The organism is Streptomyces dioscori (genome assembly GCF_003024195.1).
Taxonomy (GTDB): Bacteria; Actinomycetota; Actinomycetes; order Streptomycetales; family Streptomycetaceae; genus Streptomyces; species Streptomyces dioscori.
Genome location: NZ_KZ679047.1, coordinates 35,199 through 57,235 on the forward strand (window position 1 = coordinate 35,199; position 22,037 = coordinate 57,235).

The 22,037-nt window shown below is 72.2% G+C and carries 18 protein-coding genes; 8 read left to right on the top strand and 10 right to left on the bottom strand.

Features of this window, described 5'->3' with window-relative positions:
• Positions 1-79 precede the first annotated feature (79 nt).
• From chvE to C6Y14_RS24500, 3 genes are all read right to left on the bottom strand, one after another.
• Positions 80-1,177: a multiple monosaccharide ABC transporter substrate-binding protein gene (chvE, locus tag C6Y14_RS24490; protein WP_404828822.1), complete on the bottom strand. Its 1,098-nt coding sequence runs from the start codon at positions 1,175-1,177 to the stop codon at positions 80-82.
• A 767-nt stretch (positions 1,178-1,944) separates the two neighbouring features.
• Positions 1,945-5,136 carry an amidohydrolase family protein gene (locus C6Y14_RS24495; RefSeq protein WP_107018974.1) on the bottom strand — a complete coding sequence of 1,064 codons (3,192 nt, stop codon included), beginning with the start codon at positions 5,134-5,136 and terminating at the stop codon, positions 1,945-1,947.
• A gap of 79 nt (positions 5,137-5,215) precedes the next feature.
• Complete coding sequence (locus C6Y14_RS24500; RefSeq protein ID WP_199854844.1) at positions 5,216-6,457, bottom strand: FAD-dependent monooxygenase; 1,242 nt, start codon at positions 6,455-6,457, stop codon at positions 5,216-5,218.
• Between the two features lie 179 nt (positions 6,458-6,636).
• Here C6Y14_RS24500 and C6Y14_RS24505 point away from each other — a divergent pair, with 179 nt between their 5' ends.
• Positions 6,637-6,960, top strand: coding sequence for a YkvA family protein (locus C6Y14_RS24505; protein ID WP_107018976.1), 324 nt, complete (start codon positions 6,637-6,639; stop codon positions 6,958-6,960).
• Positions 6,961-6,973: 13 nt separating this feature from the next.
• Positions 6,974-7,720 carry an MBL fold metallo-hydrolase gene (locus C6Y14_RS24510; RefSeq protein ID WP_107018977.1) on the top strand — a complete coding sequence of 249 codons (747 nt, stop codon included), beginning with the start codon at positions 6,974-6,976 and terminating at the stop codon, positions 7,718-7,720.
• Between the two features lie 34 nt (positions 7,721-7,754).
• Here the strand turns inward: C6Y14_RS24510 and C6Y14_RS24515 are convergent, their stop codons facing one another.
• Positions 7,755-8,138 (bottom strand): MerR family transcriptional regulator, encoded by a 384-nt coding sequence (locus C6Y14_RS24515; protein WP_107019228.1) that lies wholly within the window; start codon positions 8,136-8,138, stop codon positions 7,755-7,757.
• Between the two features lie 144 nt (positions 8,139-8,282).
• Here C6Y14_RS24515 and C6Y14_RS24520 point away from each other — a divergent pair, with 144 nt between their 5' ends.
• Complete coding sequence (locus C6Y14_RS24520; RefSeq protein ID WP_107018978.1) at positions 8,283-9,440, top strand: MFS transporter; 1,158 nt, start codon at positions 8,283-8,285, stop codon at positions 9,438-9,440.
• 480 nt (positions 9,441-9,920) lie between these two features.
• On the opposite strand, the gene C6Y14_RS24525 is transcribed toward C6Y14_RS24520, so the two are convergent.
• Positions 9,921-10,904, bottom strand: coding sequence for an aldo/keto reductase (locus C6Y14_RS24525; RefSeq protein ID WP_107018979.1), 984 nt, complete (start codon positions 10,902-10,904; stop codon positions 9,921-9,923).
• A 61-nt stretch (positions 10,905-10,965) separates the two neighbouring features.
• The gene (locus C6Y14_RS24530; RefSeq protein ID WP_107018980.1) at positions 10,966-11,904 is read right to left on the bottom strand and encodes an SDR family oxidoreductase; all 939 of its coding nucleotides are present in this window, start codon (positions 11,902-11,904) and stop codon (positions 10,966-10,968) included.
• Between the two features lie 148 nt (positions 11,905-12,052).
• Between C6Y14_RS24530 and C6Y14_RS24535 the strand changes: the two genes are divergently transcribed.
• From C6Y14_RS24535 to C6Y14_RS24555, 5 genes are all read left to right on the top strand, one after another.
• Complete coding sequence (locus C6Y14_RS24535) at positions 12,053-12,733, top strand: TetR/AcrR family transcriptional regulator (protein ID WP_107018981.1); 681 nt, start codon at positions 12,053-12,055, stop codon at positions 12,731-12,733.
• 180 nt (positions 12,734-12,913) lie between these two features.
• The gene (locus C6Y14_RS24540; protein WP_107018982.1) at positions 12,914-14,185 is read left to right on the top strand and encodes a serine hydrolase domain-containing protein; all 1,272 of its coding nucleotides are present in this window, start codon (positions 12,914-12,916) and stop codon (positions 14,183-14,185) included.
• A 155-nt stretch (positions 14,186-14,340) separates the two neighbouring features.
• Positions 14,341-15,894, top strand: coding sequence for a CAP domain-containing protein (locus C6Y14_RS24545; protein WP_107018983.1), 1,554 nt, complete (start codon positions 14,341-14,343; stop codon positions 15,892-15,894).
• Between the two features lie 165 nt (positions 15,895-16,059).
• Entirely contained in the window at positions 16,060-17,064 is a 1,005-nt protein-coding gene (locus C6Y14_RS24550) for a cation diffusion facilitator family transporter (RefSeq protein ID WP_107018984.1), read from the top strand.
• Between the two features lie 77 nt (positions 17,065-17,141).
• The gene (locus C6Y14_RS24555) at positions 17,142-17,567 is read left to right on the top strand and encodes a helix-turn-helix domain-containing protein (RefSeq protein ID WP_107018985.1); all 426 of its coding nucleotides are present in this window, start codon (positions 17,142-17,144) and stop codon (positions 17,565-17,567) included.
• Positions 17,568-17,600: 33 nt separating this feature from the next.
• On the opposite strand, the gene C6Y14_RS24560 is transcribed toward C6Y14_RS24555, so the two are convergent.
• From C6Y14_RS24560 to C6Y14_RS24575, 4 genes are all read right to left on the bottom strand, one after another.
• Positions 17,601-18,209, bottom strand: coding sequence for a ClpP family protease (locus C6Y14_RS24560; protein ID WP_107018986.1), 609 nt, complete (start codon positions 18,207-18,209; stop codon positions 17,601-17,603).
• 1 nt (position 18,210) lies between these two features.
• Entirely contained in the window at positions 18,211-18,858 is a 648-nt protein-coding gene (locus C6Y14_RS24565) for an ATP-dependent Clp protease proteolytic subunit (RefSeq protein WP_107018987.1), read from the bottom strand.
• Positions 18,859-19,033: 175 nt separating this feature from the next.
• Positions 19,034-19,831 (bottom strand): GntR family transcriptional regulator, encoded by a 798-nt coding sequence (locus C6Y14_RS24570; RefSeq protein WP_107018988.1) that lies wholly within the window; start codon positions 19,829-19,831, stop codon positions 19,034-19,036.
• A gap of 2 nt (positions 19,832-19,833) precedes the next feature.
• Positions 19,834-22,029, bottom strand: coding sequence for an alpha-N-acetylglucosaminidase (locus C6Y14_RS24575; protein WP_107018989.1), 2,196 nt, complete (start codon positions 22,027-22,029; stop codon positions 19,834-19,836).
• Positions 22,030-22,037 lie beyond the last annotated feature (8 nt).

Sequence of the window (22,037 nt, forward strand, 5' to 3'; positions counted from 1 at the left end):
GGCGCCCCCCACGCACGGGTGCGGGGCAGGGAGACCACATCTCCCTGCCCCGCACCCGTGCGCGAACTGCTCGGGCGGCCTACTTCAGGTCGCTCTTCTTGATGTAGCCCGAGTCGACGAGCACCTGCTGGTAGTTGGCCTTGTCCACGCCCACCGGCTCCAGGAGGTACGCCGGCACGACCTTCTTGCCGTTGTTGTACGTCCTGGTGTCGTTGAGCGCCGGCTTCTTGCCGTGGACCACGGAGTTGACCATGTACGCGGTGACCAGCGCCAGCTCACGGGTGTCCTTGTAGACGGTCTGCGACTGCTCGCCGTCCATCATCGACTTGATCGAGGGCACCTCGGCGTCCTGGCCCGTGACGAGGGGCAGCGGCTTGGCGGCGGTCCCGTAGCCGTGCGCCTTGAGCGCCTTGATGATGCCGAGCGACATGCCGTCGTACGGGGAGAGGACCGCGTCGATGCTCTGGTCGGAGTACTCGGCGTCGAGCAGCTTGTTCATGCGCTTCTCCGCCGTGGGGCCGTCCCAGCGCAGGGTGGTGACCTCCTTGAGCTCGGTCTCCCCGGATCTCACGATCAGGTCACCGCTCTGGATGTACGGCTCCAGGACCTCCATCGCGGCCTCGTAGAAGTACTTGGTGTTGTTGTCGTCGGGGGATCCCGCGAAGAGCTCGACGGTGAACGGGCCCTTGCCGCTGCCGTTGACGAGCCCGAGGCCCTCCGTGATGTAGTCGGCCTGCAGGGTGCCGACCTTCACGTTGTCGAAGGTCGCGTAGTAGTCGACGTTCGGGCTGCCGAGGATCAGCCGGTCGTAGGAGATCACCGGCACGTTGGCCGAGTTCGCCTTCTCCAGGACGTCGGTGAACACCTTGCCGTCGACCGAGGCTATGACCAGCGCGTCGACGCCGCTGTCGATCATGGCCTCGACCTGGGCGACCTGGTTCTTCGGGTCGTTGTCGGCGTACTTGAGGGTGGTCGTGTAGCCGAACCCCTTGAGCTCGTCGACCATGTTCTGGCCGTCGTTGATCCACCGCTGGGACGTCTTCGTGGGCATGGCGATACCCACGGACGCGGCCTTTCCGTCGCTCCCGCTGTCGGATCCCTCGCCACAGCCGGCGAGAGAGAGGGACAGGACCGTCGAAAGGGCCGCAGCTACGGTGGTGCGGGCGCGCATGCTCATTGTTCCTCACTGGATGAAAGGCAGTCGGCGGAACTCGGCGGCCGGCTGTGCACCTGAGGGCGTCCGATCCCGGCCGGACCGGCAGGTCCTGGTGGAGCCGTCCGCGGCGCACGGTTCCTGGCGGAGTCCGTGGTGCGTTCTTTTCGGTGCCGAGTTCGAGCCGAGGCTGCCCTGACGGGGGTTCGGGACGCCCTGCCTGAAGGACCGCACTGCGTGTACGGACCGACGGGGGACGCCAAGGTTGATCGGTGCCCGGCTGCGTGGAGCCTTCCGGGGGTGGACTGGTTCACCGGGTCGCGGTGAGGGGTGGAGCGTCAGACCGGACGGTATGTCTCTCGCGTTGGGGCTCTGCTGAACCCGCACACGAGCAGGCCGGGATGACCGGCCCCCCACGTGCGCGGACTCGAACGTGGGGTGCGCGGGGCAGCGTATCCCGGTACGGGGTCACTGTGGCGCTCTTTGGTCACATTAGTTGCGCCGGCGCACGATCGGTGCTGTCAAGGCGCGTGACGCTTGGTGCGTTTTGCGGACGATCCCGTCCCAACCTCCGCGCCACAGCTACGCGTTGTCTGATCATCCGGACGCCACGTGTCCGGATGTTGCCGCGAAGGCGCACGCGCACGCGGGGGCGCGCACCCGAGCCGGCACCGAGCGCGGGCATCACAACTCGTTCGAACAGCTTGGCCTGCCGTTCGACACAGAGCGGGACAGGCGGACCGATGACGGACATTCACCTCGGACCGCGGTCCTGAAGTGCGGGGCCGATCTCAGAAACCCGCGTCGCAGCAGCCCTCGCGTCGCATCAGCCGTCCCGCCTCCAGCCAGTCGACCTCTCGCACCGCACCACGGCTCGCGGGCGTGGACACGGGCTCGTACGCGGCCACGAGGTCGTCGGTCGTGTACGGGACCCCGCCCCGGAGCACGGCGACCGTACGGACGAGGGTGTCGAAGTCGGTGAAGGGATCGCCGTCCACCACGGTCAGGTCGGCGAGCCTGCCCGGCCGGACCGTGCCGAGGTCGCCCTCCAGGCCGAAGAGCCGGGCGGGCAGCACGGTCACGGTCCGCAGGGCCTCGGCCGGGGACAGGCCTCCCCGGTGCAGGGCGCGCAGGCCGAGGTGGAGGGAGAGTCCGACGGGGACGAGTGGCTGGTCGGTGCCGAGGGCGACGAGTCCGCCCGCGGCCAGGATCCGCTGGTAGATGTCCGTCTCCGTGCGCAGGGTGGCGAGTTGGGCCGCGGTGGGTGGCACGGTCGCCCCCTGCTGGACGAGGGCGCTGTCCCAGGGCGGCATCACGGCGGTCACCCGGGGATCGTCCGCCAGCCCCGGGTCCGCGCCGAGCAGGGGCGCGGAGCTGAAGGGGGTGGCGATGAGTCCGAAGTCGACGCCCCGCGCGGTGTAGATCTCCAGCAGGTCCTGGTAGGCACGTCCTGTCGGGGTGGTCGCATGGCCGAACTCGTAGCGCTGGGTGGCCTGCAGATGGGTCGTCAGGTCCTGGCCGAGCTGGACGCCCGGCGAGAGCAGATGGCTGCCCGAGCGCACGCCGAGCCGCTCGTGTCCGAATCTCGCCGCTTCTTCCATCACCCAACTCGGCGCCCGTACGTAGGTCTTGACGAAGTCCCAGTCCAGCGCGGCGCCCCGCTCCAGTGAGCGCCGCAGCCCGTCCCTCGTACGGTGGGCGCGTCCCATGCTGTAGGCGACCCGGGAGCCGTCGAGGAGTTCACCGGTGGTCAGCAGTCGTGGTCCGGCGAGCTGACCGGCCGTCACGGCCTCGCGAATGCGCGCCTGTTCGTAGGCGAAGCCGCCGAGGGACACGGCTGTGGTGATGCCATAGGTGAGCTGGCCGACTGTCTGACGGCCTCCGTAGGTGGCCTGCCAGGGGTGGGTGTGCGTGTCCCACAGTCCGGGGACGACGGTCTTGTCCGAGGCGTCGACGACGGTCACCGCCGCGCGTCCGCGGTGCGGTTCGACGGCGGTGACGCGTCCGCCGCGTACGACGATGTCGACGTCCTCCCGCACGGACTCGCCCGTGCCGTCCCAGAGCCGCCCCGCGTGCACCACGGTGTCGGCGGGCACGGGCCTGCGCCGGTCCAGCGGCACGCGGACGGTGCGGGCCGGTCCGCCGCCGACGCCGATCAGCCGCAGCGCGGCTCCGGAGAGGTACAGCAGGGTCCGCGAGTCGCCGGACCAGGAGGGGTGGTCGGCCGGTTCGGTGGTGAGGGTGCGCAGGGCGCCGCGCGGGGTGCCGTCGGGCGTGACGGGCAGCAGGCAGAGCGCGGATTCGACGATCACCGCCATCCAGCGGCCGTCCGGTGACCAGACGGGCCCCGAGTCGTACCGGTCGGCGATCGACACATGCGGAGCCACCGCGTGCAGCCGGTCCTGCCCGGTCGTGGTGTCGACGACCCGGACGAGGTTGTAGCCCTCCCGGAAGCGGAGGTTGAGGCGGTTGCGGTCGCAGAAGGCCACGTACCGGCCGTCGGGCGACCAGCTGGGCCGCCCGGGCAGCCCTCCCGCGCCGAGCGGGTTCGCGAGCACCTTCTCCGTGCCGCTTCCGAGGTCGCGGACGACGAGCCGCCCGGTCAGGTCGAGGCAGGCGAGCTGTGTCCCGTCGGGCGAGAGCGCGGGGTGGACCCGTCCGCCGGTCGCGAGGGCGCTCTCCTCGCCGGTGGCCGGATCCAGCCGGTACACACCGAGCAGGCCGTCCCGGTCGTCCGCGTACAGCAGCGCACGTCCGTCGCGCGACCACGAGGGCCCGAGCAGATACTCCGTGGCCGCCGCCCGGCGCAGCCGCTTCGGCGCCGCGCCGCCCGAACTGCTCGCCAGCCACAGCGAGTTGAGCGCGGCGAAGGCGATGTGCCGCCCGTCGGGCGAGAGCGCGGGCAGATGGATCCCCCGCACCGGCCGGGCCCGTCCCTCCCCCAGGTCGTACTCCTTGACCTCGTAGCGCGGCCGGTCCACGGGCAGCACGCCCTCGAAGGGGATGGCGTCCGCCTCCGACGGCTTCTCCGGCCGTACGAGGGTGAAGTCGCCGTCGACGGTGAGCAGCAGCTCGCCCTCGGGCGTCCAGCGGGGCGGTACCGGTGCGAGGTCCCCGGCGAGCGGCACGGGACGGCCGTCGACGACGAGTGTGCAGGAGCCGTTGGGGGCGGCAGTGGTCCGCAGATACGCGAGGCGGCGGCCGTCCGGTGCGAGGGCGGGGGTCATGAGCTGGGCGGTCGTGGTGTCGGTGTGCTCCACGACGACCGGCCCTGCACCGGAGGCGGGGACGGCGGCGACGGTCCGGGCGTCGAGTCCCACGCCGTTCGCGGTGGTGACACCCTTCGCGCGCACGAACAGGATGCGCTCCCCGTCCGGCGACCAGGTGGGGTCGAAGTCCTCCCAGGCCCCGTCCTGCACGGGACCTGTCTGACCCGGCAGACCGGTCACCCGGCGGATGCCGCCGGTGCGCAGGTCCAGCACGTGGATGCGGTACGGGCTGCCGGCCACCGGGTCGCCGCCGCGCTCGGAGGCGAAGGCGATCCGGGTGCCGTCGGGCGACCAGGCGGGGCCTCGGTCGTCGAAGGGCCCGTCGGTGCGTCTGCGTACGTCGGACCCGTCGGGCCGCATCGTCCAGAGGTGGAAGCCGCCGCCCCGGTAGGCGCAGAAGGCGACGAGGCCGCCGTCGGGCGCGTACACGGGCCGGTTCGGTTCGAGGCCCGCCGGGGTGAGGGGGACGGCCCTGCCTCCCGTGCGCGGCAGCGACCACAGGACGTTCTGGATCTCGACGATCAGCCGGTCCCCGCCGGGCGCGAGCGTCGCCGCGCCGTTGGTGGCCCCGGTGAAGGACAGGGAGAGCCCGGTGCGCGGCTGCGCGGCGGCGGGTGCGAGGCCGATGGCGGTGACGGCACCGGCGGCGCCCGCGGCCGCGAGGAGCCGGCGGCGGGAGAGGGAGAGGGCGGCGTCGCCCCGGTCTCGGTCCATGACTCAGCACGCTCGCGCATCATCAGGCCCGTGGGCAACACCGCCATTCCCGCCAACAGAGTGCTGTGTTGACGAGGTGTCAGCCCTTGGTGGCGCTGCCGTGCAGGGTGCGTGCCAGCTTCGGGCCCAGCCAGCGCTTGAGCCTGCGCAGGGATTCGAGGCGCCCCGCCGCCCGGTCGAGCCGGTAGTAGAGCTGCGGCGGCACGTACGGCAGCAGGGGCGAGTGCCGCTGGCCGAGGAGCGCGAACATCTGCGCCGGGGGCAGGTCGATGTACCGCGGCAGGTTCTCGTACCACTGGGCGCTGTGGCGGGCCGCGCTCTGCACGGACAGCAGCTCCGCCTTGCGCACCTTCTCGTACGCGGCCAGGGCCGGGGCGAGTCCGGCCTGCCCGGACCCCGACCCGGTCTCGCTCGCGGGGCGCCTGCCCAGGGCGTCGGCCAGGGCGATGGCGTCCTCCAGGGCGAGGGTGGTGCCCGCGCCGATGGAGTAGTGGGTGGTGTGGGCGGCGTCGCCGAGCAGGACGACGTTGCCGTGGGACCAGGTGCGGTTGGTGAGGGTGCGGAAGTTCAGCCACTGCGCGCTGCCGCCCGCGGTCGCCCGTCCGATGAGCCGGTGGCCGTCCAGCAGCTTGACGAAGAGCTCTTCGAGACGGGCGAGCCCTTCGGCCTCGTCGGCCCGGTCGAGGCCGAGGCCCGTCCAGGTCTCGGGCGCGCACTCGACGACACAGGTGCTGCGGTCGTCCCCGAACCCGTAGGCGTAGCACCAGATCCAGCCGTGCGGTGTCTCCACGAAGGCGAAGGTGAACGCCTCGAAGACCTTCGTGGTGCCCAGCCAGATGTACCGGTTACGGCCGAGTGCGGTCTCGGTGCCGAAGTGGGCGGCATGGCGCTCGCGCACCCCGCTGCGCACACCGTCGCAGGCGACGACCAGGTCGGCGTCGGGCAGTGCGGCCCCGTCGGCGACCTCGTCCTCGAACTCGACGCGTACGCCCAGGGAGCGGGCCCGCTCGGTGAGGATGTCCAGCAGCCGTCCGCGTCCGATGCCGAAGCCCTCGTCGCCGTGGTGCGTGGTCGTACGGTCGCCGACGTGCGCGACGCCGTCGCTCCAGCGGACCGAGTTCTCCCGCACGGCCCGCGCCGACTCGGGATCACCCACCTCCAGTTTGTCGAGCAGGCTCGCCCAGTAGGTCACCCCCCAGCCGTAGGTCGAACCCGCCGGGTTCCGTTCGTGGACGGTGATCTCGTGGCCCGGGTCCTGGCGCTTCAGCAGGATCGAGAGGTACAAGCCGGCGGGCCCACCGCCGACGCAGGCGATCTTCACGCGCGCATCCCACATTCATCAGTCGAGTGTCACTCAAGGTAGTCGATCGACAGCAAAGAGTAGGGGTGCGGCGGGCGGGCCCGGGACGCACCGCGCCGCGTGTCGGACCGGCCCGGCTGTGATGACAGAGTGAACCTGGGCATCCGGACATCAGCACCGGACGCGCCTGGGAAGGGCTCATGGACACCAACTTGTGGATTCTGGTCATCGTCGCCGCGGTCGTACTGGCGGCGGCGCTCGCGGGTGCGGTCGTCCTGACCGTCCGCCTGGTCCGCACGCGGCGGAACCTGCGCCGCGCCGGGCTGCCGACAGGCCCCCGCTGGGTCTTCTGGGGTGCGATCGCCTATGTCGTGCTGCCGACCGACCTGATGCCCGACCCGGCCTATTTCGACGACATCGCCGTACTGCTGCTGGCGCTGAGGTCGATGCGCGCTTCGTCCGCCCCGCTGCGCCGCGGCGACCGCGAGTCTGCTTGGCTGGCCCCGTCAGACAAGGACCTCTAGGTTCGGGACGATCATGCAGGCAGACATCCGTCAGGTCGCCGACGGCATCCATCTCGTGCACGGCAGCAACACCAACTGGGTGATCCTCACCGAGGGGGACGCCGTCACCCTCGTGGACACCGGCTATCCCGGCGACCGCGAGAAGGTGCTCGCGTCCCTGGCCGCCGTGGGCAGTTCACCCGAGGCCGTCACCGCCGTTCTCGTGACGCACGCCCACAACGACCACCTCGGGTCGGCCGAGTACCTCAGCAGCACCTACGGCACGCCCGTCTACACCCACGAGGCCGAAGTCCCGCACGCGCGCCGGGACTTCCTCCACCAGGTGACCGTCGGGGAGGTTCTCAAGAACGCCTGGCGGCCCGGTGTGGTGCCGTGGGCCGTGCACGCGCTGCGGTCCGGCGGCACCGCCCACGTGCCGGTCGCCCGGCCGCAGGCGTTCCCGGCCGAGGGGGCGCTCGACCTGCCCGGCCGTCCCGTGCCCGTGCACACCCCCGGGCACACGGCCGGCCACTGCGCCTTCCATCTGCCCGAGGCAGGCGTGGTGATATCGGGCGACGGGCTGGTCAACGGCCACCCCACCTCACGCGTGGCCGGACCGCAGCTGCTGCCCGTCATGTTCCATCACGACCGGGGCGGAGCGCTGGCCTCACTCGACGCGTTCGAGGCACTGCCGGGCGACATCCTGCTGCCCGGACACGGGCCCGTGCACCACGGCTCGGTACGGAAAGCGGCGGCGCGGGCGCGGGAACTCGGGGCCTGACCCGGTCCGGCTCAGGCCCCGAGTTCCCTTCGCATCAGGCCTGTTCGGTGGCCGGCGGGATGTCGCCGCGTACCGTCGCGAGGTACGCGGCGATGGCATCCCGGTTACGCGCGAGGCAGTCGATACGCCGGGTCATCCGGTCGAGTTCGCACGCGAGGGTGGCCAGCATCTCCGGGGTCGGATCCGGGAAATGGATGGTGCTGGGCTTGTCGAGACAGGGCAGGATCTGCTTGATGATGCGGGTCGGCAGACCGGCGTCGAGCAGGCCCCGGATCTGCTGCACGCGGTCCACGAGGCGTTCGTCGTAGGAGCGGTAGCCGTTCGTGCAGCGTTCGGGGGTGATCAGCCCCTGCTCCTCGTAGTAGCGCAGCAGCCGCGGGGGCGTGCCCGTGCGCTTCGACAGCTCTCCGATCCGCATCCGGCCGACCTCGCAGTTCGCCACTTGACCTTCACACCGATGTGAGGGTTCGAGCATACGCGGCATGACTTCTCGAACCACCGGAACCGGACCCGTAACCACTCCGAACCGACCGCTTCCCCGACGGAGGACGCTCATGGCGGTCTGCCGCTGGGCGCTCTTCTGGCCCTGGCCACCGCTGTGTTCGTCACCAGCCTCACCGAGACACTGCCCGCGGGGGTGCTGCCCGCTATGAGCGCCGACCTCGGGGTCGGCGAGTCCGCCATGGGGCAGTCGGTGACCGTCTACGCGGCCGGGACCGCGCTCACCGCGATCCCGCTGTCCGCGGCCACCGCCGGATGGCGCCGCAAGCGCCTGCTGCTGACCGCGATGGCCGGCTTCGCCGTCGCCAACACGGTGACCGCCGTGTCCGCGGACTATCCCCTGACCATGGTGGCGCGGTTCGTCGCCGGGGTGGCCGCGGGGGTGGCCTGGGCGCTGCTCGCGGGCTATGCGCGGCGGCTGGTGCCGGTGGCTCTGCAGGGGCGGGCCGTCGCCGTGGTGATGACCGGGATACCCGTCGCGCTGTCGCTGGGGGTGCCGGCGGGGACGTATCTCGGTGAGACGCTCGGCTGGCGGGTGACGTTCTCGCTCATGACCGTGCTCGCCGTCGTCCTGCTCGGGTGGATCGGCGTGGCCGTGCCGGATCTGCCGGGCCGGCGGCGGCGTGACGGGCGGGCGCCGATGCTGGTCGTGTTGCGGGTTCCCGGGGTCTCGCCGGTGCTGTTCGTCACGCTGGCCTTCGTGCTGGCCCACACGATTTTGTACACGTACATCGCGACGTTGCTCGACCGGCTGGGCATGGGTGGGTCGACGGATGTCGTGCTGCTGGTGTTCGGTGCGGCGTCCCTGCTGAGCATCTGGTTCGTGGGGGCACGGATCGACCGGTGGCTGCGGGCTCTGACGCTGGCGGGCGCGCTGCTGGTCGCGGCGGCGGCGGCTCTGCTGGCGGTGCCGGCCGACAGCGCGGCCCTCGTCCACGCGGCGGCGGCGCTGTGGGGGCTCGGGTGGGGCGGCGCGCCCACGCTGCTGCAGACGGCGGCGGCGGACGCGGCTGACGCGGGCGGGGAGTCCGCGGATGCGGCGCAGGCTCTGCTGGTCACGTTGTGGAACACGGCGATGGCGGGGGGCGGGGTGGTGGGGGGTGTCCTGCTGGCCCGCTTCGGCGCGGGGGCGGTTCCCTGGAGTGCGGGGGTGTTGCTGGTGCCGGTGGTTGTGGCGGTGGGGGTGGCTCGGAGGCACGGGTTCCCGTCCCGGGGGTGACGGTGGTTCTGCGCGCGGGGTCCGGCGGGGGTTGACCGCGCCGTTCCCCGCGCCCCTGAGGGGTTCGCACCTGGCTGCGGGCCCACCGTCCCTGACGGGGCGGGCAGGCTCGTACTCGGCCTCTTACGGGGCGGGAGGCTCGTGTTCGACTGCAGGCGCGTCGTGGCTGAGCGCGCAGTTCCCCGCGCCCCTAAAAACAGCGGCATGCGCGCGCCCCGTGCCTTGAGGGGCGCGGGGAACTGCGCGACCAGCCACAACGGACCCACAGCCGAACACAAACCCAGCGGACCCCGCCCCCCAGGGGCGCGGGGAACTGCGCGGCCAGCCACAACCGGGCCGCAGACGGACACGATCCCGGTGGGCCCCGCCCCCCCCAGGGGCGCGGGGAACTGCGCGACCGGCCGCAACCGGGGTGCAGACGGGTACGAGACGGCCGGGCCCCGGTATGAAGGGGCGCGGGGAACTGCGCGACGGGTGGGGCTACCAGCGCGATTCGACCTGGGGCTTGATCCGGCGGTCGTACAGCGCCGAGATCGCCGACAGCGTCTCCCCCGGCAGCGGCGAAAGCTTCCCCGCCGCCGCATTCGCCCGCGCCTGCTCAGGCGTGCGCGCGCCGGGGATGACCGAGGTCACGCCCGGCTGCTGGACGATCCACGCCAGCGCGAGCTGCGCCGGGGTGACACCCTCCGGGGCGAGTGCGGAGAACTCCGCCGCCGCCTCGACACCGGTGGCGTAGTCGACACCGGAGAAGGTCTCCCCCTGGTCGAACGCCTCCCCGTGCCGGTTGAACGTCCGGTGGTCGTTCGCCGCGAACACCGTGTCCTTCGTGTACTTGCCGGACAGCAGCCCGGAGGCGAGCGGCACGCGGGCGATGATGCCGACCCCGGCCTCCCGCGCCGCCGGCAGCACCCGCTGCAGCGGCTTCATCCGGAACGGGTTGAGGATGATCTGGACGCTGGCCACGCCCGGCCGGGCGATCGCCGTGAGCGCCTCGTCGACGGTCTCCACGCTCACGCCGTACGCTGCGACGCGCTCCTCCTCGACCAGCGTGTCGAGCGCGTCGAACACCTCGTCCGACGAATACACCGGGGTCGGCGGGCAGTGCAGCTGTACCAGGTCGATCCGGTCGACACCGAGGTTGCGGCGCGAACGGTCGTTCCACGCACGGAAGTTGTCGAGGACGTAGTTCTCCGGGATCTGGTCGACGCGGCGGCCCATCTTCGTCGCGACCAGCACATGCAGGTCGGGCCGGCCGCTGAGGAACGCGGCGATGGTCTCCTCGCTGCGCCCGTCCCCGTACACGTCCGCCGTGTCGAAGAACGTCACCCCCGCCTCCGCGGCGGCCTCCAGGACCGCCAGGGCGTCCTTGTCGTCCACGTCGCCCCAGTCGGCACCGAGTTGCCAGGTGCCGAGTCCGACGACCGATGCGTGCTGTCCTGACCTGCTGAATTCGCGCTCGTCCATGGGGTCAGTCTGGCACCCGGCCGGCGCCGCGCCGGACGCCGCCCCCGTGCGACGGGGCCGTTCAGGCGACGGCGGCGGGCAGGGCCACGCCGGTCAGCCGCTCGGACTCGGCCCACAGCCTGCGGTTGGCGTCGGCGTCGAGGGCGCGGCGGGTGACCCGCGTGCCGGCGGTCGGGCCGACCAGCCCGAACCTGCGGCCGGGCCCGTAGTAGCCGCCGGCCGTCGCGTCGGGGCTGGTGGCCGCGTACAGGAGCGGTTCGGTGCCCTCCTCGACCTGCTGTTTGGGCAGGAGGAGGCCGAGCCGGAGCATCAGCGTGCGCTCGGGCCTGTCGCGGCCGAGGGTGGCGCCCGCCGTCTGGAGGTTGGTCACGGTGTAGCCGGGGTGGGCGGCGGTGCTGAGGAGGTTCCAGCCCCGCTCGGCCGCGACGTCCGCCAGGTGTCCGGCCATCATCAGGTCGGCCAGTTTGGACTGGGCGTACGACCGGTTGGGGTTGTAGCGGCGGCGCTCCCACTGGAGGTCGTCGAAGTGGATGCGGCCGAAGTTCGCCATTCCGCTGCTCATGGTCGTCACGCGCGGCGCCGGTGCGGCGAGCAGGGCGGGCAGCAGGCGCAGGGTGAGGGCGAACGGGCCGAGGTAGTTGCTGCCCATCTGGAGCTCGAAGCCGTCGGCGGTGGTCAGGCGGGTGGGCGGGGCCATCACGCCCGCGTTGTTCACCAGCAGGTCGAGCGGGGCGCCGTCGGCGAGGATCCCGTCGGCGAACGCGGCGACGGAGGCCAGGTCGGCGAGGTCGACGCGCCGCACCTCCAGTTGGGCCTGCGGATGCCGGGCGAGGATCTCGGCGCGGGCCTGCTCTCCCTTGGCGACGGTGCGCACGGCCAGCACCACGCGCGCCCCGGCTTCCGCGAGACGCCGCGCGGCTTCCTTGCCCGTGCCGCTGTTGGCACCGGTGACGACGGCGAGCTTTCCCGTCCGATCAGGGACGACGTATGACGTGGGCACGGGGACTCCTTCGGTATGCACGGCCCGCCCAGGATTAGGAGACCGGTGGTCTGTTGTGATTCCAAGCTAGCAGACCGCCAGTCTCATAACAACAGACCGGGGGTCTGCTGTCCGGCGCGCAGAGATCGCCGGTCGGTAGACTGCGGCCATGGCAGACACCTTCCAACGCGCCCGCAGCGAGGAGCAGCGCGCCGTTCGCCGCAGGGCGATCCTCGACACCACGGCCGCGATGCTCGGTGAGATGCCCGTCGCGCAGGTGAGCCTGAACGAGCTGAGCCGCCGGGTGGGACTCGCGAAGTCGAACGTGCTGCGCTACTTCGAGTCCCGCGAGGCCGTCCTGCTGGAGCTGCTCGCCACCGCCACGCAGGAACTGCTCGACCACCTCGACACCGCGCTCCCCGACACGGTCGACGCGGACGCCCCCGTCTCCGAGCGCGCGGACCGGGTCGCGGCGACACTGGCGGAGTCCCTCGCCGCGCGCCCGGTGCTGTGCGACCTGATCAGCGCCCAGGCCGCGGTCCTGGAGCGGAACGTGTCGACGCAGGTGGCCGCAGAGCACAAACGCTCCTCCATCGGCCACGCGTTCGCCCTGGCGCACCAGGTCCGCCTGCACGTGCCCGAACTGGACGAGCGGGACGCCGTACGGTTCATCGCCGGGGCACTCATGGTGGCCACGGCGGCCTGGCCGCACGCGCATCCCTCGCCCGCCGTGCTCGCGGTCTACGAGTCCGAACCCGAACTGGCCGTTATGCGCATCGACTTCACCACGGCCCTGCGCGAGTCGCTCGAAGTGCTGCTGTCCGGACTGCTGGCACGCGCGTCGCACTGAGGGCCGACACGATCGTCACACCGACCGGCGGCACGGACGTCACGCCGACCGGCGGAAATTCACTCCCGCCGATGCAACCCGCAGGCGGGTCCTGCGCGTAGAGATGATGACGGCACCGTGATCCGCGGTGCCGCCTGCACGTGTACCGCATTGCGGACGACTACGGGGAGAACCACACAGATGGTCTCAAGAATGATGGGCCGGGGTACGGCGAGGAGCACGGCGGCACTGGGAGCGGTCCTGCTCTCCGTGCTGGCGGTCCCGGCGACCGACGCGGCCGCGGCACCCGCCGACGCCGGCGACCGTGCCGTGAACGGCAGCCGGGCGACGACCGAGAACCTCGCGGCGCCCGACGTGGCGGGGCTGCGCGAAGTGCTGCGGACGGCGCTCACGCAGGGGGCGCCCGGTGCCATGGCGCGGATCGACGACAACGGCACGGTCCACAAGGTCGCCGAGGGCGTCGCGGACCGGACCACCGGACGGGCCATCGACAACGCCGACCGCTTCCGCGTCGGCAGCGTCACGAAGAGCTTCACGGCCGTGGTCCTGCTGCAGCTGGTCGACGAGGGCGTGCTCGACCTGGACACCTCGGTCAACGCCTACCTCCCGGGCCTGCTGCCCGACGACGGCATCACGGTGCGTCATGTGCTGAGCCACCGCAGCGGTCTGTACGACTACACCAACGACATGTTCGCGAACACGGTCCCGGGCTTCGAGGCCGTACGCAACAAGGTCTTCAGCTACCAGGAGCTGGTGGACCTGTCCCTGAAGCAGCCTCTCGGCAACGCGCCGGGCGCGGCCTACTCGTACTCCAACACCAACTTCGTGGTGGGGGGCATGCTCATCGAGAAGCTCACCGGGAAGTCCGTGCGGTCGGCGTACAAGACCCGCATCATCAAGCCCCTCGGGCTGAAGGACACCTCCTACGTGCACCCGACGACGGCGATCGCCGGCCGGCACACCAAGGGCTACCTGCCGCCCGACGTGGCCGACGGGACGCTCGTCGACTCGACCGAGCAGACCGTGTCGTGGGCGCAGAGCGCGGGTGCCGTCATCTCCAGCACCCGGGACCTGGACACCTTCTTCTCGGCCCTGCTGCGCGGCAGGCTGACCTCGGCCGCGCAGCTCGCGCAGATGCAGCAGTGGACGACCGTCAACGCCACCCAGGGGTACGGACTCGGTCTCCGCCGGCGTGACCTGTCGTGCGGGGTCTCGGTGTACGGCCACACGGGCACCGTGCAGGGCTACTACACGTACTCGTTCACGTCGAAGGACGGCGCGCGCACGGTCACGGCGCTCGCCAACACGTCCAACAACGGGACCGTGCTCAACACCATGGCCCGCACCCTGGAGTCCGCCTTCTGCGGCAAGCCGGCCAAGGCCGCGACGGCCCGCAGCCAGGCGCCCGTGGAGCGGCACGAGGACATCGCCCCCGGGGTCGCCCTCGACTGAACGGTGACCTGACAGGTGATCTGACAGGTTCCTGGTGCGCGGGTTCCTGGTGCCGGGCGCCCGGCACCAGGAACCCGCGCACCATCGTGGGGCGTTGTCCTGTCGACGCCCCACGGGGGCGCGCACAGTGATCCGGCACCTGGACGGGCGGCACGATGGACGAGTTGGTACCCGGCGGCAATCTGCCCCTGCCCGGCGGCGCCCTGACCCTCACGGTGCCCGGCCCGTTCGACGTGTCGGCGCTCGTCACCGACGACGGCGGCAAGGTGCGCGGGGACGGCGACTTCGTCTTCTACAACCAGCCCGCCGCCCCCGGCGCGCGGCTGAGCGGGCAGACCCTCACGGTCGATCCGGCCGCGCTGCGGGCGGGGGCGAGCCGCGTCACCGTCGTCGTCAGTCCCGCTGAACCGGGCACCCCGCTGGGACGGCTGCCCGCCCCGACCCTGCGGGTCACCGGACCCGGCGGCCGGCTCCTCGCCCGTTTCACACCGTCGCGTCCGCAGCGGGAGACCGTGCTGCTGCTCGCGGAGATCTACCGCCGCGGGACCACCTGGAAGCTGCGCGCACTGGGCCAGGGATACGCCGACGGTCTGGCCGGAATCGCCCGGGACTTCGGCGTAGAAGTCGCCGAGGACACCGACACGGGTCCGGGCCCGGGCCCGGGCCTCGGCACGGGAGCCGGCACCGGTTCCGGAGCCCTCCATGGCCCCGGCTCCACGCACCGCCCCCGTGCCGGCCACGGATCGGCCCCCGACCCCAGGACCTCCGGACTCACAGCCGCCGGGACGGCGGTCGGCCGTCCCGGGGCCGGTGGTCCCGCGGCTGGTGGTCCCGCGGCTGGTCGGCGGCCCACCGGCGCCGGTTCCCCGGGCGCCGGGGCCACCGGGGCCACCGGGACCACCGGGGCCACCGGGGCCACCGGGGCCAGTCCCCTCGCGGACGGCTTCCTCGCGCTCGTGAACTCCGCCCGCGCCGCCGTGGGTTCCCCGGCCGTCGTGCTCGACTCGCGGCTGACCGCCGCGGCGCGGGCGCATGCCGCGGACATGGCGGCGCGTGGGCGTCTCGGGTCGGAGGGGGCGGACGGGCTGTCCGTGCACCAGCGCGTGACCTCCGCGGGCTACGCGTATCTGACCGTCGGCGAGCATCTCGTCTCCGGGCCGCGCGACGCGGCGGAGTTCGTGGAGTACTGCCTCTCGGGCGACCGGACCCGGCGGACGGTCCAGGACCCGGCGTTCACCGGGGCCGGGGTGGCCTGCGTGCCCGACAGCCGGTCCGGCACGCTCTACTGGACGGCGCTGTGGGCCAGTCCCCTGACCCCGGGCACGCTGGCGCGGACCGCCGCCGAGGTCCGCGCGCTCACCAATGCCGAGCGGGCCGCGGCCGGTCTGCCTCCGCTGGCCGAGGACCCCCTGCTCACTCGGGCGGCGCAGGCGCACAGCGCGGACATGGTGGCGCGCGCGTTCTACTCCCACACGGCCCCCGACGGCAGCGAGCCCTGGGACCGGGCCGCCGCCGCGGGCAGCCCCCGCCGCACCATCGGCGAGAACATCGCCTGCGGCCAGCGCTCCCCCGCCGAGGTCGTACGCGGCTGGATGGACAGCCCCGGCCATCGCGCCAACATCCTCAAGCCCGCCTTCACCCATCTGGGCGTCGGTTTCGCGGGCGGCGGCCCGGCGGGCACGTACTGGACGCAGCTCTTCGGCGCCTGACCCCGGCCATCCGGCCACCTCCTCATCCGCGTTACATCGCCGCAGGTCAGCGGCGTACTAACGATGATGACAACGGTCACCGATGCAGCCTTTGCCGATCTCCGCGAGGTGCGCTTCACTGCGGGTGTCGGACACCCGTCGGACACCGCAACGAGGGGGACTCTCATGAGCGCGCACCACGGCCACGAGCACGGGTCGGGCGGGCACGCGGGGCACTCGCACGGGGTGACCGCGGACGCGGACCGCCGCTGGCTCGCGATCGCGCTGACACTGATCGCGACGTTCATGGCGGTCGAGGTCGTCATCGGTGTCGTCGCCCAGTCGCTCGCGCTCATCTCCGACGCCGCGCACATGCTCACCGACGCCGTCTCCATCGTGCTGGCCCTGATCGCGATGCGGCTCGCCGAGCGGCCGGCCCGCGGCGGCTTCACGTACGGCCTGAAGCGGGCCGAGATCCTCTCCGCCCAGGCCAACGGGCTGACGCTGCTGCTGCTCGGGGCCTGGCTCGCGTACGAGGCGGTGCGGCGGCTGTTCGATCCGCCGGCGGTCGAGGGCGGGCTGATGTTCTACACGGCGCTCGCGGGCATCGCGGTGAACGTCGCCGCGGCCTGGTGCATCTCGAAGGCCAACCGCACCTCGCTGAACGTCGAGGGCGCCTACCAGCACATACTCAACGACCTGTTCGCGTTCATCGGTACCGCGATCGCGGGCCTGGTGGTCCTGCTGACCGGCTTCGCCCGCGCCGACGCCATCGCCACCCTGGTCGTGGTGGCCCTGATGTTCAAGGCGGGCTACGCGCTCGTACGGGAGTCGGGGCGGATCTTCCTGGAGGCGGCGCCCGCGCATCTCGACCCGGACGTCATCGGGGACCGGCTGGCCGCGCACTCCTCGGTCGCCGAGGTGCACGACCTGCACGTATGGACGATCACGTCGGGGACGCCCGCACTGTCCGCGCACGTCCTGGTGGAACCCGTCGCGGACTGCCACACCGTGCGCCGGGACCTGGAGAAGATCCTGCAGTGCGACTACGGCGTCAGCCACACCACCCTCCAGGTCGACCACGCCCCCGAGAACGTCCTCGACGTCCGCACCGGCGGCGGCCCCGCCGACGACACGCACTGCGAGGCCGCGCACGGCCCGGTGCACCGGGACGAACCACACCTGCACTGAGGCCCCGGGGAAGTGATTCGCCGAGGGCAGAACGCGGCGGGGTGCCCGAAACGGGCCGGACTTCCTAGGGTGGAGACGTGAGCAGCCACGCGTCGAACCGAGCCCGCGTCATTCCCCTGCGACCCGTCCCGGCCGAGCCGATCGAGTCGGCGGCGCCTTCGGAGCCGGCCGGACCGGCGCCCAGGGAGCCGTTGTGGCGGGACGTCGTGGGTGAGGTCCTGCGGCGGGAGCGGCTCGCGCAGGAGCGGACGCTCAAGGAGGTCGCCGAGGCGGCCCGGATCTCGATGCCGTACCTCTCCGAGCTGGAGCGCGGCCGCAAGGAGGCCTCGTCCGAGGTCCTCGCGGCCGCCGCGCACGCCCTCGGACTCGGCCTCGCCGATCTGCTCGCCCTGTCGCACCGCCGCCTCGTGCGCCAGGAGCGGCCCACTCCCCTCAGGTCACGTACGGCGCCCCGTCGCACGGAGGCGACCTCCCGGTACGGCGAGGTCCGTCTCGCCGCCTGACGCGCGGAACGGGCCTGCGTCTCCCTCAGGCCCTCAGGCGGCGACCGCGGTCAGCCGCCGGCTCAGCACCTCGTCGGCGAGCCCGTACGCCACCGCCTCGTGCGCGGTGAAGACCTTGTCGCGGTCCATGTCGGCGCGCAGGGTCTCGACGGAGTGGTGGGTGTGCAGGGAGAGGACCTCCTCCACCTGGGAGCGGATCCGGATCATCTCCTTGGCCTGGAGGCCCAGGTCGGAGACGGTGCCCCGCGCACCGCCGCTCGCGGGCTGCCCGAGCAGCACCCGCGCGTGCTCCAGGATGAAGCGCCGCCCGGGGTCCCCGCCCGCCAGGAGCACCGCCGCGGTCGAGGCGGCCTGGCCGACGCAGAACGTCGAGACGGGCGCGCCGACGAAGCTCATCGTGTCGTAGATCGCCATCAGCGAGGTGAACGAGCCACCCGGTGAGTTGAGGTAGATGGCGATCTCCTGTTCGGGGGCCGCCGACTCCAGGTGGAGCAGTTGGGCGATGACGACGTTGGCCACGCCGTCGTCGATCTCGGTGCCGAGGAAGATGATCCGCTCGGAGAGCAGCTTGCTGTAGACGTCGTACGCGCGCTCGCCCTGCGGGGTGCGCTCGACGACGTTCGGGATCGTGTACGAGCTCATGTCAGAGTCCCATCCGTCGCTTCGAGGAGGCCGGGCGGACGTCGTCGAGCGACTCCACGACCCGGTCGACCATGCCGTACTCCCTGGCCTGTTCGGCCGTGAACCAGCGGTCGCGGTCACCGTCGCGGGAGATCGTCTCCGCGCTCTGGCCGGTGTGCTCGGCGGTGATGCGCTCGATGGTCTCCTTGGTGAACTGGAGGTTCTCGGCCTGGATGGCGATGTCGGCGGTGGTGCCGCCGATGCCCGCCGAGGGCTGGTGCATCATGATGCGCGCGTTCGGGAGCGCGTAGCGCTTGCCGGGGGTGCCCACGGTGAGCAGGAACTGCCCCATGCTCGCGGCGAAGCCCATGGCCAGGGTCGCCACGTCGTTGGGGATGAGCCGCATGGTGTCGTAGATCGCGAGTCCCGCGTGGACGGAGCCGCCGGGGCTGTTGACGTAGAGGCCGATGTCGGTGCGGGGGTCCTCGGCGGAGAGCAGGAGCAGTTGCGCGCAGATCCGGTTGGCGGAGACCTCGTCGACCTGGGTGCCGAGGAAGATGATGCGCTGGTTGAGGAGTTGGGCGGCGAGGTGGTCGTCGAACCGTGACGGAGGGGTGTCCCCCTCCTCGGCCCGCGGCCCTCGGTGGAATCCGGTGCTGCTGAGTGCCATCGCTCCTCCTGGTGGTGGCGCGGCCCGGTGTGCCGCGGTGCCTCCACCCTCGGTCCGCCGTCGGCGGCGCGGAAGGAATCTCGGCCCTCAGCAGATTCGCCGACGGCAGAGCGCAGCGGGAGAACGCACCGGGTCGCACGGCGGAGCGTGGGCCGTCACTTGGTCACGGTGGGCGTCACTTGGTCACCACCAGCGAGAACTCGTACAGGTCGCCCCGGCACAGCGATTCGCCGTACTCGACGACGTGGCCCGTCCCGTCGAACGCCGTGCGCCTGACCAGCAGCGCGGCGGAGCCCTCCTTGACGCCGAGCAGCCGGGCCTGGCGGCCGGTGACGTTCACCGCGCGGATCTGCTGGGTGGCCCTGACGACCCGGACGCCCTGGGTGTTCTGCAAGGCTTCCGAGAGTGAGCCCGTGAGCAGGGACTCGTCGAGGTCGGGGAAGCGTTCGGCGGAGAGGTGGACGGTCTCCAGGCAGATGGGGAAGCCGTCGCCGAGACGCAGGCGTTCGATGCGGTGGAGCGTGGTGCCGGGGTCGACGCCCAGGGCCGTGGCGTGGTGCAGGTCGGCCTCCACCAGTTCCGCGGCGAGGAGTTCGGCGCTGGGCCGGTAGCCGCGCGAGCGCAGGTCCTCGGAGAACGAGGTGAGCGTCGACGTCTTGGTGACGTGGGGGTGGGAGACGAACGTTCCCACCCCCCGCACGCTGCGGATGAGGCCGTCCTCGCGGAGGGCCTGGAGCGCGCGCCGGGCGGTCGCCCGGCTGACGTCGTACCGCTCGGCGAGCCGCCGTTCGGTGGGCAGCGCCTCGTCCGGGCGCATCCGGGCGATGTCGGCCTGGAGCCGCCGCCGCAGCGCCTCGTGCTTGAAGGAGTCCGCCTCGAAGGAGCCCGTGCCGAAGGGATCCGTTTCGGGGGAGTCCGTCTTGAGGGAGTCCGTCTCCGGGCCGTCGTCCGAGCGCCTGTCCTCGACCGTCACATTCACTCCGCGGTTCGCGCCTGTCCGCCATCTCCGCCCCCTCGAAGGACGCGGTAGCGGGGCATCAGAGTACGCACCACGTCAAGGGTCGTTCCCGCGGTGTCCGCCTCCGGTGGCGTCGGCCCGCTCCGGCCGGCCACCCACCGCTCCTCCTGAGCGAGCAGGGAAGCCTCGAACTCCTTTGCCCGGTAAGGGTTTCCGGTCTCCAGCGCCCGCGCGATGTGCTCGTACCAGCTGCGCCAGCGGGGCAGGTGGAACGTGCCGACCAGGCCGGCCCAGTGGCGGCCCGAGTAGTCGTGCAGCTTGCTGTGGGGGTGACCCCAGAGGGTGAGCAGGCGGCGCGCGTCGGTCTCGTACAGGTCGGCCTCGGCCGGGGTGGTGGCCCAGGCGCGGGCGTCGGCCAGCCAGGCGTCGAGCCGGTGTTCGGGGCGGGTGGCCAGCAGGGTGTCCAGGTCCTCGATGGTGGTGAGCAGTGCGCGGGCGGCCCGGTGGAAGCCTTCGGCGTCCCGTGCGAGGGCCGCGTCCGCCGCCCGCCACTGCCGCTCGCACGCCGCGTGGGTGAGCACCTGCGCGGTGACGTCGCACAGGTCCCGGCCGAGCGGCCCGGCGCTGTCCTCCTGGCTCGTTTCGTCGGCCAGGAGCTCCCAGGCCTCGGCCAGCGCCGGTGGTACGTCGGGCGACGGGGGGTCGGCCAGGTGCACCGGCAGTTCGTGCCGCAGATCGCCCTCCAGCGTGGGCCGGCCGATGATCACCGAGCCGGGCGGCCCTGGCCCGTCGGACGCGTAGACACTGTCGTGCAGCAGGTCCCAGGCCCGCAGCAGCCCGGGAGTCGTCCGCCCGTACCGGGCCCGCGTCCAGGTCTCCAGCCATGCCTGTACGTCGTCGACGGCGCCCTGCCAGGCGACGTCGGCCAGCAGCTCGTACAGGACCGGGTCGGCGCCGAAGGCTTCCATGCTCGCGCCGATGCCGGACAGTGAGCCGCCGCGTGCGTCGGCGTGCGCGCGGGCGGGGCCTGTGGCGATCTCGTCCAGTTTTCCGTAGAGGCCGGGCCGGCCGCCGAGGCTGTGGAGCATGCACCACACCCAGGGCTTCTTGCGGTAGCCGTCGGTGCGCCGCCAGACCGGCCGGTGTTCGGCCCACAGGTCGAGGATCAGCATGCCGTCGTCGGGGATGGCGTCCAGGAAAGCCGCGGTGCGCTCCGGTGTCCAGTAGCGGGCGCGGTAGGAGAACGGCCAGGCCTGGAGCACCCAGGTGGCCCGCTCGTCCACCGCGGTCATCACGCCGTGCACCGCCCGTGCGACCTGGGCGAGGGCGGCGGGGTCGGTCACCGGTGGGGTCGTCTCGATGAACGGGTCGGCGGCGTAGAGGTGGTCGGTGCCGAACAGCCGGGTCTGCTCGGTCAGGAGGGTGGTGCCGAACTCCTCGAAGAGCGGGTCGCGCGGGTCCAGCATGCCGACCTCGAAGTCCCACCAGGGCAGGGTCGTCGACCGGGCGCCCCGGCTCGCGATCAGCTCCTTGGGGACGTGCCCGGAGAAGCCCTGGAGGACGGGCCGCATGCCGAGGGCGCGTTCCCGGTCGAGGATGCGGCGGCCGAGGTCGATGTGTCCGTCGATCCAGCTCTGCGGGAGCGGACCGGGCCAGCCGTCGAGGGACGCGAGCCAGTTCCACGGCAGGTAGGCCGGTCCGCCGAGGAAGCTCCGCGCGGTCTCGTCGTCGAGGCCGGTGTTCATGAGGGCGCGTTGCCAGGCCGCTTCCAGGCCGGTCATCGCGAGCGGGGTGGTCACGCCGTGCAGCGCCATCCAGTCGATGTGGCGCTCCCAGCGCGCCCAGTCCCAGTACGCGGTGGTGTAGCCGAAGGTGCAGACGTTGAAGTGGTAGCGGTGCGGGTGGGGGGAGGTCGTGCGGGGTGTCGTGCCGGTGCGCGGCAGCCGGTCGGGGAGGCGGGGAACAGGGGCGTCCCAGGTGATCTGCGTGCCGCACACGGTCCGCAGGTACCAGCGCAGCGCCGAGGCGACCGCGACCCCGCTGGACCCGCGCAGGGCCACTCCCCCGGGCCCGGCGTCGACCTCGTACCAGTCGGGGCCGGCGCCCCCGGGGATCACTTCGGCGGTGAACTCCGCGGCCCGGTCCCCCAGGAGGCGGCGCAGCAGTTGCCGGGCTGCCGGGGTTCCCGTGCCCGCTTCCTCGGGAGGTGTCATCGTCCGGA